Raw genomic sequence first — 11584 nt, forward strand, 5'->3', positions numbered from 1 at the left:
CCTATTAATTTAATTCATTAATACATTTCACCAAAGAATCTTTCCAATAAGGAATCACATAATCAAAATCATTTTTCACCTTTGTTTTATCCAGCACAGAAAAAGCAGGACGTTTTACCTTACTCGGAAATTCGTCCGAATGACAGGGCCGGATATCGCATACATTCCCAGACAACACAGCAATCTCTTTGGCAAAATCATACCAGGAGCATACCCCTTCATTGGAAAAATGATAAATACCTTGCTGCTGTTTATATTTTCCTTCCTTAATAATATACCCAATCAAAGCTGCCAGGTCACCTGCATAGGTAGGAGTACCTACCTGATCAAATACAACAGACAACTGTTGGCGTTCTGAAGTTAAGCGTCTCATGGTTTTCACAAAATTATTTCCAAAAGAAGAATATAACCAAGCTGTCCTAAAAATCAAATATCTGCAACCGATTTTCTCGATCGACTGCTCACCGGCCAATTTCGTTTTTCCATAAACGCCCAGCGGATTTGTCTGCTCATCTTCCCGGCAGGGCAAATTACCACTTCCCTGAAATACATAATCCGTAGACACATGAATCAAGGTAGCCCCAGCCTCTTTACAGGCAACGGCCAGATTCTCCACAGCTTTATGATTAATCAGGTCGGCCGTTTCAAAATCATCCTCCGCTTTATCGACATTCGTATAAGCCGCACAATTCACCACTATCGTTATCCGATTCTCTGTCATACATTGCCGCAATGCCTGCAAATCGGTAATATCCAACTCTGCAACGTCAGTAAAAACATAATGATCCGGAGTAGCCCTCCCGGCCAGACGGCGCATCTCACTCCCCAACTGCCCGTTCGCTCCTGTAACTAATATATTATTCATAAAGATTCTCTTTATAATCAAATAGCCACTCGGAATCTTTCAAACAAGGATGATGCTTATCTTTTTCAGAAAGCATAACCTTTTCTACAGATATTTGCCAATCTATTCCCAGATCAGGATCATTCCAGGCCAAAGCCCCCTCGCAATCCGGCGCGTAAAAATTATCACACTTATATTGAAATATAGCCTCCTGGCTTAATACCACAAACCCATGAGCAAACCCACGCGGAATAAAAAATTGCCGCTTATTCTCTTCACTCAATTCAATAGCGACATACTTTCCAAACGTCGGTGAACCTTTTCGTATATCTACTGCAATATCCAAAACCTTACCTTTTACCACCCGCACTAACTTAGATTGTGCATAAGGTGGTTTCTGGAAATGCAATCCTCTCAATACGCCATAACATGATTTCGATTCATTGTCCTGTACAAAAATGGTTTTACAGACCTGATTTTCAAAGTCCCGTTGTGAAAACGACTCAAAAAAATAACCACGTTCATCTCCAAAAACGCGAGGTTGTAATATGAAGACGCCTTCTATATCAGTTCGAATTACTTCCATTATTTTCCCTCCAGTTCTTGAATTACTTTCAACAGATATTGCCCATATTGATTTTTAATCATAGGTTGTGCCAACTCTCTCATTTTACCGGAAGTAATCCACCCTTGTCGCAAAGCAATTCCTTCCAGGCAAGCAACCTTCAACCCCTGTCGCTTTTCAATAACTTCTACAAAAGTAGAAGCTTCGCTTAATGAATCATGTGTTCCTGTATCCAGCCACGCGAAACCCCGCCCCAATAACTGCACTTTCAACTCCTGATCCTGCAAGAATTGTTGATTTACGGTAGTAATCTCCAATTCCCCCCTATCCGAAGGCTTTATATTTTTTGCCACTTCAACGACTTTATTAGGATAAAAATAAAGCCCTACCACAGCATAATTGGATTTAGGCTGCGCAGGCTTCTCTTCGATACTCAGTACATTTCCCTCCCGGTCAAACTCAGCCACCCCATACCGTTCCGGATCACTTACCCAATACCCGAAAACCGTAGCCTTGTTTTCCAGTACAGCAGTCTGTACAGCCTCTTTCAACATCCGGGTAAAACTCTGCCCATAGAAAATATTATCCCCTAATACCAAACAAACAGAATCATCTCCGATAAATTGCTCCCCGATAATAAAAGCCTGTGCCAAGCCGTCAGGGCTGGGCTGTTCCGCATACTCAAATTTCACACCATAATCAGAACCGTCTCCCAGTAACCGCCGGAATCCCGGCAAATCCTGTGGCGTTGAAATAATGAGTATCTCCCGAATCCCTGCCAACATCAACACCGAAACCGGATAATAAATCATCGGCTTATCAAAAATCGGAAGCAACTGTTTAGAAACTCCCTTAGTGATAGGATATAAACGTGTGCCTGAACCTCCGGCAAGAACAATTCCTTTCATTATGACTATATTTCTATTTTAATTCTAATAAATACTTTAATCTTCTAAATACAAAGCTTCATATTTTTGTGCTATATATTTCCAAAGATATCGGCGATAAGCAATCTTAGCCATAACCCGACCACTATCCATAAAATCAGTATATGGCATATAAATCAGATTGATTAAACTCTGTGCATCATTATAGTAATATGCTTTATTTTCTGTAGTTTCCCTGTTATACTCAACATCATAGGTCAAAACGGGTTTCCCAAAAAACATCGCTTCAACAAGAGAAGGATTGGTACCTCCGGCACTATGACCATGCAAATAAAATTTACAATTTTGACGTAATACATTTAAAACCTTAATATCGTATATTGGATCGAGTAACATTATGTTTTTATACTGAGAATATTCTTTCCTCAGCATTTGCCCATAATTACTATTTTGCCAATTACCCACAAACACTATATTTTCATTTATTCTGGAAAAAGCATCAAGGGTTATTTTAATATTATTTTCAGGCTCAATACGGCACACAGAAAAACTATAATTCATTTTTTCAAGCCCATATTGTTCCAATACTGTAGATTCTATTGCAGATACATCACATAACACATGATCCCCACCATATTCTATTAATTCAGAATCCTTATTATATTGGGCCTTTACATAATCCTGAATGGCTTTATTATCTGAAATTATAACATCTGCATAATTTACAGCAAGTTTTTCCGACCATTTTAGAAAACGCCTTACTAAAGGTTTCCATTTGTCGCGCTTATGCTCCAGTCCATCAATATTAACAATAATTTTCTTCGCAGAAAACAACTTAATGACAGGTAAAATAATACATCCGGAAACACCTAAAATAAGCAATACATCTACTTTTAGGATAGTTCTGAAAATTGATATTATATCATAAAAAATACTTTGAACACCATTAGCTTTTAAAGGTATATACTTCAATTTAGCTCCTTTATAGACATCTTTTTTTTGAGAATAGCTCAATGAACTACAACAAATTGTATATTCTATAAATTGTGATGAATTTTCTCCAATAATATTCTCAACTAAGGATTCAAATCCTCCATAAGAAGCAGGAACTCCGACAATTCCAATAATTGCAACTCTCTTATATGATTGCTTCATAACCTTTTAGTGTTTCACGCGCAGTATCTTCCCATTTATACTCCATTTTTATTTTTTGTTCTAACGACTCAACAAAAGGAGTATCATAAGCCCGATTAATGGCCTCTCGAATAGAATCAATATTATCAGGGTCACAATAAAATGCCCTATCCCCAAAATAATCTTCAGTATCGCCCTTCTTGGTCACAACAATATTGCTCCGCATAACAGCCGCTTCCAAAGACGAAAGTCCAGGAGTTTCCATCCATGAAGCTAAAACATGAACTTTACAAAGCTTATAAAATTGAGGTAATTGTTCATGGTCTACAGGTCCTATAAACTCACAATTTGTTCCTCCTTCTTCTTCACATTGCTTCCTATACTTCATAAAATTAGCCCCGGCCTTACCAATAAAAACAAATTTGTAAGGTAATTGCTTTGCCGCTCGCACTACGTTAAGTTGATTTTTACGCCCTTCTATTCTAGACACACATAAAACACAATCCCGGTATTTTTCATTTTCAGATGCAATTTCCACTGTATCATAATCAAATTTATTAACATCCACAGCATTAGGGATTGCAACATATTTTAAATTAGTCAAGTGGAAATCATTTTCAACACGTCTCATTTCTGAATGAGAATTTGGCAGGAAGACATCCACCATTTTTATGATTTTCCGTTGTAATCTTTTATGTCCATTCAATAAATAAATACATGTTCCTTTGCTAAACTCACGGTTCAAAATCGCCCGGGCAATTACTTTAAGATATTCGATCTGAGTGATACTCAACACTTGATTCATGACTTGCAGCATACCACCCCGTGCTTTTTTTTCATATTCTGTATAAGGACCATAAATTGTCGACAATGCAATTTTCTTACCCTGACGTTTAGCGTTACGAACCTGTAGAAACAAGTCTTGGGGTCTCATTAGGTTAAAGACATGTATAATATCATATTCTCTTAAATCCGGTTCAAGTTCAAGTGAGATATCCACTTCTATCCCTAATTTCTCAAGATACTCTTTCGTTTTTAACAATTGCGTTGTATCTCCGCCAGGAGCAGAAAAAAGAGTCTTTCTAGACTGAAATAAAACTTTCATTTTGAATTTTCCTTTTATGGATAATCAGAAATAACACACAAACAATATCATTTTCTGATATATATAATAGAGTAAAAACCTACATCATAAAACATCCTGAGAAACACAGGAATATACACTGACATAAAAAGTTTAATAAAGCCAACAGAGCTAAGTTTCCCTATCATTACTTTATTATGAAAAAATATTTAGAAAGGAATTATAATCATCAAGAACACAATTGACCTTGAACTTTCTCCGACCCGATGTATTTCAATAATATCATCAAACACACCATTACCATTACAGACATTCCATTTTGTATAACATGTCCGGCAAAAGCAGAATGGAAAAAAAGCATTATCCAGGCAATTTTTAATATATAAGATAATGTTGCATGCTTACTTATACACAAACCATAGATAAATAGCCTACCATATACAAGTAATCCAACAATCCCAAACATATAGAAGACATCCCATAGATCCGCCTCCAGTATTGGAGAGTATTCAGAAGCCATACTAAACGGGTTCCGGTAAGAAAGAAAATATCCTCCACCGACAACAAGCCTATACCACAATCCATTCTCTATTGTAAAGTTTTTCGTCGCCCGATCAAATAATTCCTGCCGTCCTCCTATGACTAAACCTTGAAATGATATATCTGCATCCTGTAAACGGTAAACGATCATTTCTGTTGATGAACGAACCACCTTAGAGACAGGCTCTATAAATATCCCAATTAAAATAAAACCAACTCCTAAACTCATGAGCTTATATTTCCAAGGCATATTGATAAACCATAATGTCACTCCCACAAGCAAAATACCAATTGCAGCACGAGTCATTAATCCCAGTAATACATAAGCCATCAATAAATAAAAGAATAAATATATTTTTTGAGGTGATTTATAATACTTATAAATTACCAATAAAGAACATACCCCTACATATATACCAAGCCCGTTAGCAGAAGCAAAAATTCCCCGGGAACCTAAATTTACTCCACTATATGAAGGATAGCTTATTCCTAACAAATCGGCAAACAAAACCAATCCACAATAGATAACTCCAGAATAAATTGTATAATCCAGCAATCTATTAAATTCTAACCATCCTTTCTGGATATATTTATCTATTACGAAATACATCAGTATCCCAAAGGCTAACTTATAAGAATAAGTTATTCCTATTGTCAACCCCATCAAGTCTGTGTGGAAAATAAAATTAAATAACTCCAGAACAACAAGATAAAAGACAAACAACAAAATAAAAATCAAATGACGGGAATTATGAATTTGCACCAACATAAGACCTGACAATAGCAACCGAAACATTTGAGAAGGAGATCCGATACCTCCGACTTCGCTACTGTCAGACATAACAATATATCCTGTTATTGCATCGACAAAAGGGTTAATAAAAAAAATCAACCATACTGTCAATAGCCATAACGCCCATCGACGCACAATAGTAATTTTCAACTTTTAATATTTTAGTTTTTCAACTATTCTATTTGCGGCATTTCCATCACCATAAGGGTTAGCTATACGACTCATGGTTTCATATCGTAAAGTATTATTCAATAGATCAAGAGCTTCACTCACAATTTTATCCCGATTCGTTCCAACCAATACCACAGTACCAGCCTCGACAGCTTCAGGACGTTCAGTTGTATCGCGCATAACAAGAACCGGTTTTCCAAGCGAAGGAGCCTCTTCCTGTACCCCTCCACTATCGGTTATTACAAGTTTCGTTTTATCCATCGCCCATACAAAACTCGGATAACTCAGTGGTAAGATTAAATGAATATTGGGAACATCCATTAAAATACTATTGACTACATCTTTTACATTCGGATTAAGATGTACCGGATAAACGATCTGTGTAGCAGGACGTTTTTCAACTATATCTTTCAGTGCATTACATATATTGATAAATCCTTGCCCAAAATTTTCCCGGCGGTGTCCTGTAACTAAAACAAAATCTTTCTGGGGATCGAGAATTTTTTTCAAATTATCAATTTCAGAATTGGTATAGTTCAATGAATTGACTTTATCAACACTCTGATGTAAAGCATCTATTACCGTATTTCCAGTAACCACAATGTTATTTTCATCTATAGCCTCTCTAAGCAAGTTACATTTAGATTGTAAAGTTGGAGCAAAATGTATATCTGCCAACCTTCCTGTCAATTGGCGATTCATTTCTTCAGGGAAAGGAGACCATTTATCAAACGTTCTTAACCCCGCCTCAACATGTCCAACCTTGCAACCACTAAAATAAGCGGCCAATGCCCCCGCAGTCGAAGTAGCTGTATCACCATGAACAAGCACCCAATCAGGTCGCCAAGTATCCAAAATAGGCTTCATATGAAGTAAAATATCAGCCCAAATACCATTTAATGTCTGATTAGGCTTCATCAAATTTAAATCATAATCAGGATGTATATCAAAAAATTCCAACACTTGATCTAACATTTCCCGATGCTGAGCTGTAACGCAAACCCTACAGTCAAATAAGTCAGTATCTGCTTTAAAAGCTTTAACTAACGGAGCCATTTTTATTGCTTCCGGACGTGTACCAAAAACAAGTAATATTTTTTTCATCGTTTGCGAATTATATTATAACATTTCCAGACAATACGGTATAGTTTCACATGGAACGTGATATCTATAGCTTTCTCTATTTCAACTGCTTTTTTAGAAAAAATCATAACAATGTTTCCATATTCTTTTTGCCAGCGCTCCATTATAGGTTCTATACTATAATAAGCATTATAAATTCTATGGGCATTACGACCAGCCTCAATTGCCCTCGACGGACATTTCACCAATAATTCTTCAATAATGTCGCAATATTTACTTCGGGGATTATTTTGTTTTTCTGTTGTCGCTAAAACTTCTACATCGCTCTCACGTTCTCCCCATACCCCCCATGCATAAGGCATAGACTTTATGGTATATCCCGGTATCAATGCAGGCTTTCCACAGGATGCAGCCAAAAGCAATGAAGTACCTGTCCCTACATATAGGCTCGCTCCACGATACTCCTGCCATAACTTTTCCCCTACTAAAGTTCCTAACATCGTAATAACTTCAGCACCTACATTCTCATTCACCCTTTGAACCAGTTTTTTTACAGTATCAAGTAATTTCCCTTCTCCCACAAGATGGAGTTTACAAGTTATAGGTAAACGTCGAGTTTGTAATAATACCCCAAATTCCTGTATAAGATATTTAACATACATTTTATCAGCCTCCATCCGACATACAGACAAAATATACATTTCTTTCTGTTCTTTCCCTTCCATTTGTTCCATGAGCGGAACCCTCTCTACGGGAATCGGTATTATATTAGCCTTTATCTTTCTTTTCAACTGAGATTCAATAAAAACGACCATTTGTTTCGTGAGAGTATATAATACTCCTGTCATTGCAAGTCGTTTTGTCAATATCTTAAGAAAAGGGTTATACAAATAAGTCCGCTCATTGAGGATATTAATTAAAAATGGAATTTTATGATATTTATAAGCCTGAGCGACATGAATTGCAGGAGAAGTATTATGCGCTTCAATAACCTCGATCTTCCGAGCGATCAATATATTTGCCAGTTTTTTTAAATAATCCTCATATTCATTACAACTAAAAGCACCGGGAGAAATTTCTGTAATAAATTCAACATGTTCAACCTGTGATGGTAAATTACTCACATTACATCCCCCAGCAGATACGACAGTTACCTGATGACCATGAGCAATCAGCCAACGACTTTTAATAATAATATAAGTTTCAGCTCCACCGACGATCATCTGTGGAGTCACAATAGCAATATGCATTAATAACTACGTCTAATCAATTTTTTAATTATGTTTTTTGCCCATATAGGCAACAAGACTTTGAAGGGATTATGATGAATATTCCCCTGAGGAAATCGTCCATAATTGAAGTAATGTTTGACAAAATTACAATAAGTTCTAAACGAAGGTTGAGCATTATAAAGCATCCATGAATCATCAAATTCAAAATACCGTTTTACTTTAGGGGTAATTCGGTCTGGAAATTGCCTCATAATTTCAGCAACGACAAGACGCTTACTTTCCAAATGTTTTTGATATTTTGTACCGACAGAAACACCAATATTAGCCCGGTAAATATATCCGATCTCATCCATAAAATAACTATTATCGCTATTTACGGCCTTTTTTAAATGCCATAGTAAATCCGCCTGATATCCCAAATCTGTACGAATACCTTCCTGCATCCTACGCATAAGCCCTGCACTCATTCCTGTATCCCAACTCCACATACCTTGTTCCACTCCGGCCTCAAACATATCTTCTTTAAAATTGATTCTATTATTTTTAAAAATCATTTCTCCATCAGGTTTAAGAACAAGGCTATTCGTATAAATTACAAATGAATCATTACAATTCAAATGATGTTTTTCTATAAAATAATTATATTTTTCAAGAATACCCTGAGGTAAAAGATCATCCCCAGCCACAATATTTACAAAATCTCCAGAAACACATTTTATCAATTCATTAAAATTCCCGAAAACACCAAGATTCTGAGGATGTCTAATAGCTTTTATTATAGTCGGAAATTTAGAGGCATAGTGTTGAATGATATCCCATGTATTGTCAGGAGAACAATCATCAGCAATCACAACCTCGTAAGGAGCAACGGATTGTGAAAAAATAGAATCCAAACATGCTTCGATGGTAGAAGCTTGACGGTAAGTAATTAGTAATATAGTATGCCGGGGATTCATCATGAAAATTTATAATAACGTCTAAACAACGTTTTGCGCAATATAAAAACAATAGTTACGAAGTAAAGTGTTTGTGTTAATAACTCCCCCTGTATTATTCCAACTACATCGTTTTGAATTCTCAATAAAATATAACCTACAGATAAATACAATGCAGAAAAAACAAGGGTTGTGACAGTATATATAAATACTTTAGCTTTAGCTATAAGTAAATAAGCAACAACAAAACTGACAGCCTTTACCATATCGAGAAGCAATTGCCACCCAAACAACCTTTCCATCGATACAAAATCAGGAGTATATAAAATCCAGATAATAATATGACGCAAGAAATAGACTAAAATAAAACCAACCAAAAGAAGAGGAACAAGAAATTTATAAGCTTTTATAATTTCTTCTCTGATTTCTTCCTTTGTTTGTAATTCCGACAATCGGGGGATGTAATACACCGTTAGAGACATGCTTATAACCATCATATACATCATTGAAATTCGGTTCATCCCTTCCCATATCCCAGCTTGAGATTCTGATATATCTGCAATAACATAACCTCTAAGTAACATCTGAGAAATAGGTGCCGAAACAATAAATACAATAGAAGCCAACGAAAACTTTAAAAACTGCCAAAATATTTTTTTGTTTAATTTATCTGTAAAACGGCTAATTTTAAACCATAATTCTTTACGCAATAAAACAAAGGTAACCCCCAATACAATACTTTGATACGTAACAGTTGCAATCATCGCCCCACTAAGCCCCATCGTTAAAACAAAAATCACAGAAAAAATCACCCCTAATATGCTTCCTGCAATATTTAGAATGGTATATAAACGAAAACATTTAAAACCATTTACTGCAGAAATCAACATATTATTTATTGCATAAAAGATTACAGTCAAGCCAAAAACAACAAATACAAAACCATATTCTTCAGAAAACAGGATCCACCGACTTATACGTTCGTTAAACAACACCATAATAACTGCTGTTACAACAGAACAAACAGCGATGATACGAAATGCCGTAGATAATAATGCTGTAATCTTCGAATCGGATTCTTTATATTCTGCTATATATTTAGTAATAGCATTATTAATACCGCCTGAAGCAAGATTCAATATTATGGTTACAAAATTGGTAAGCTGACCTAACAAAGCCACTCCGGAAGGACCAACAATAATAGCTACAACTTTGGTTGTAATCAAAGCCGTTACCATTTTTACTGAAGTCGATAACGCTGTGAGTGAAAATACTTTTATCAAATCATTTTTTAAAGCTGAAAAAAATATTTTTTTTATCTTTTCTCTCATAGCTTATTTACTGATAAAAGCACGTACTCTCATTGAGAACTTCAATAATTTAAAACCATGAGTAAACAGCAGACGCCTGAATTTATCATTTTTATACAATTCTTTTTTATCCCGGATGTTCCGATAGGCGTTTTTCACTTTCAAGGCAGCTTCGCGACGTTCATATCCAGAAAGGCTATCTCCATAGATAAATAAAAGCTTTTGCCTGATTGCAACATCATTAAGAGCTAATTCTCTCAATTTTATGATTGCCTCCATAGGAACCTTTTGTTCAAGGGCTAATTCCTCTAATTTTTGATTTGTATAAAAAACATCAAATAGTTTAAATGACATTTTTTTAGTAATCGCATTGGGATTATTTATTCTATAATAAAAAATTGCATCGCTAAATACAATCTTAGAACAATTAAGTAATAATTTACGTGTAGTATATTCGTCACTATTATAATTAAATGTTTCGATCCCTACACGCTTAACTATTTCCGTACGATATAAACCAAATCCATGAATTCTCCAATCAAGACTTAAAACAAACGCATCATGTGGGGTCACATGTTCAAAATCGGGGACTGTTTCCCGCCAAAAAGTCCTTATTGAAATATCATCTTTATTGCCAGAATAACATACTAAATTAGGGATCACCACATCTGCTTTCATTTTATCTGCAAGCTCAATCCCCTTTTTTAACAAATCTACATCATAAAGATCGTCTTGCGAGGAATACATATAATATTGACCTCTCGCACGTTCTAATCCGTAAGCTACAGAAAAAGAAGCTAATCCTTGATTCGGTTTTGTATAAACTTTAATACGTAAATCAAGTTGGGCATACCGTTCAAGAATTTGAAGGGAACGATCTGTCGATGAATCATTCACACACACAACCTCATAATCCTGAAAACTTTGAGCTAACAAGGAATCGAGAGTCTCTTCAAGATAGGATTCTCCGTTATAGACTGGCATAACCACAGAAATCCTCGGCATA

The 11584-nt window shown here is 35.7% G+C and carries 11 protein-coding genes; all 11 read right to left on the minus strand.

Annotation, left to right across the window (positions count from 1 at the left end):
* Positions 1-4: 4 nt before the first annotated feature.
* The gene (rfbD, locus tag K6V26_RS05395) at positions 5-865 is read right to left on the minus strand and encodes a dTDP-4-dehydrorhamnose reductase (RefSeq protein ID WP_046146723.1); all 861 of its coding nucleotides are present in this window, start codon (positions 863-865) and stop codon (positions 5-7) included.
* Positions 858-1430, minus strand: a complete 573-nt coding sequence (gene rfbC, locus K6V26_RS05400) for a dTDP-4-dehydrorhamnose 3,5-epimerase (RefSeq protein ID WP_046146724.1) — start codon at positions 1428-1430, stop codon at positions 858-860. Before rfbC ends, rfbD begins: the two co-directional genes overlap by 8 nt.
* Entirely contained in the window at positions 1430-2317 is an 888-nt protein-coding gene (rfbA, locus tag K6V26_RS05405) for a glucose-1-phosphate thymidylyltransferase RfbA (RefSeq protein ID WP_046146725.1), read from the minus strand. The genes rfbC and rfbA overlap by 1 nt, the downstream gene beginning before the upstream one ends.
* A gap of 36 nt (positions 2318-2353) precedes the next feature.
* The gene (locus tag K6V26_RS05410) at positions 2354-3451 is read right to left on the minus strand and encodes a DUF1972 domain-containing protein (protein ID WP_224264804.1); all 1098 of its coding nucleotides are present in this window, start codon (positions 3449-3451) and stop codon (positions 2354-2356) included.
* On the minus strand, positions 3435-4535 hold the full coding sequence (locus K6V26_RS05415; protein ID WP_046146727.1) for a glycosyltransferase family 4 protein: 1101 nt from the start codon (positions 4533-4535) through the stop codon (positions 3435-3437). The genes K6V26_RS05410 and K6V26_RS05415 overlap by 17 nt, the downstream gene beginning before the upstream one ends.
* 208 nt (positions 4536-4743) lie before the next feature.
* Positions 4744-5997, minus strand: coding sequence for an O-antigen ligase family protein (locus tag K6V26_RS05420; protein WP_046146728.1), 1254 nt, complete (start codon positions 5995-5997; stop codon positions 4744-4746).
* Between the two features lie 3 nt (positions 5998-6000).
* A complete protein-coding gene (gene wecB, locus K6V26_RS05425; protein WP_046146729.1) occupies positions 6001-7122 on the minus strand; it encodes a non-hydrolyzing UDP-N-acetylglucosamine 2-epimerase in 1122 nt (373 codons plus the stop codon).
* Positions 7119-8351 carry a glycosyltransferase gene (locus tag K6V26_RS05430; protein WP_224264805.1) on the minus strand — a complete coding sequence of 411 codons (1233 nt, stop codon included), beginning with the start codon at positions 8349-8351 and terminating at the stop codon, positions 7119-7121. The genes wecB and K6V26_RS05430 overlap by 4 nt, the downstream gene beginning before the upstream one ends.
* Positions 8351-9292, minus strand: coding sequence for a glycosyltransferase family 2 protein (locus K6V26_RS05435; protein ID WP_046146730.1), 942 nt, complete (start codon positions 9290-9292; stop codon positions 8351-8353). Before K6V26_RS05435 ends, K6V26_RS05430 begins: the two co-directional genes overlap by 1 nt.
* The gene (locus K6V26_RS05440; protein ID WP_046146731.1) at positions 9289-10599 is read right to left on the minus strand and encodes an O-antigen translocase; all 1311 of its coding nucleotides are present in this window, start codon (positions 10597-10599) and stop codon (positions 9289-9291) included. The genes K6V26_RS05435 and K6V26_RS05440 overlap by 4 nt, the downstream gene beginning before the upstream one ends.
* 3 nt (positions 10600-10602) lie before the next feature.
* Positions 10603-11583 (minus strand): glycosyltransferase family 2 protein, encoded by a 981-nt coding sequence (locus tag K6V26_RS05445; protein ID WP_046146732.1) that lies wholly within the window; start codon positions 11581-11583, stop codon positions 10603-10605.
* Between the last annotated feature and the right edge of the window lies 1 nt (position 11584).

This window comes from Parabacteroides goldsteinii (assembly GCF_020091425.1).
Classification (GTDB): domain Bacteria; phylum Bacteroidota; class Bacteroidia; order Bacteroidales; family Tannerellaceae; genus Parabacteroides; species Parabacteroides goldsteinii.

What these genes read in the sequence shown, in the direction of transcription:
- K6V26_RS05440 (WP_046146731.1), bottom strand. Translation starts at nt 10,599, where the DNA reads ATGAGAGAAAAGATAAAAAAAATATTTTTTTCAGCTTTAAAAAATGAT.
- K6V26_RS05435 (WP_046146730.1), bottom strand. Translation starts at nt 9,292, where the DNA reads ATGATGAATCCCCGGCATACTATATTACTAATTACTTACCGTCAAGCT.
- rfbC (WP_046146724.1), bottom strand. Translation starts at nt 1,430, where the DNA reads ATGGAAGTAATTCGAACTGATATAGAAGGCGTCTTCATATTACAACCT.
- rfbA (WP_046146725.1), bottom strand. Translation starts at nt 2,317, where the DNA reads ATGAAAGGAATTGTTCTTGCCGGAGGTTCAGGCACACGTTTATATCCT.
- rfbD (WP_046146723.1), bottom strand. Translation starts at nt 865, where the DNA reads ATGAATAATATATTAGTTACAGGAGCGAACGGGCAGTTGGGGAGTGAG.
- K6V26_RS05415 (WP_046146727.1), bottom strand. Translation starts at nt 4,535, where the DNA reads ATGAAAGTTTTATTTCAGTCTAGAAAGACTCTTTTTTCTGCTCCTGGC.
- wecB (WP_046146729.1), bottom strand. Translation starts at nt 7,122, where the DNA reads ATGAAAAAAATATTACTTGTTTTTGGTACACGTCCGGAAGCAATAAAA.
- K6V26_RS05430 (WP_224264805.1), bottom strand. Translation starts at nt 8,351, where the DNA reads ATGCATATTGCTATTGTGACTCCACAGATGATCGTCGGTGGAGCTGAA.
- K6V26_RS05445 (WP_046146732.1), bottom strand. Translation starts at nt 11,583, where the DNA reads ATGCCGAGGATTTCTGTGGTTATGCCAGTCTATAACGGAGAATCCTAT.
- K6V26_RS05410 (WP_224264804.1), bottom strand. Translation starts at nt 3,451, where the DNA reads ATGAAGCAATCATATAAGAGAGTTGCAATTATTGGAATTGTCGGAGTT.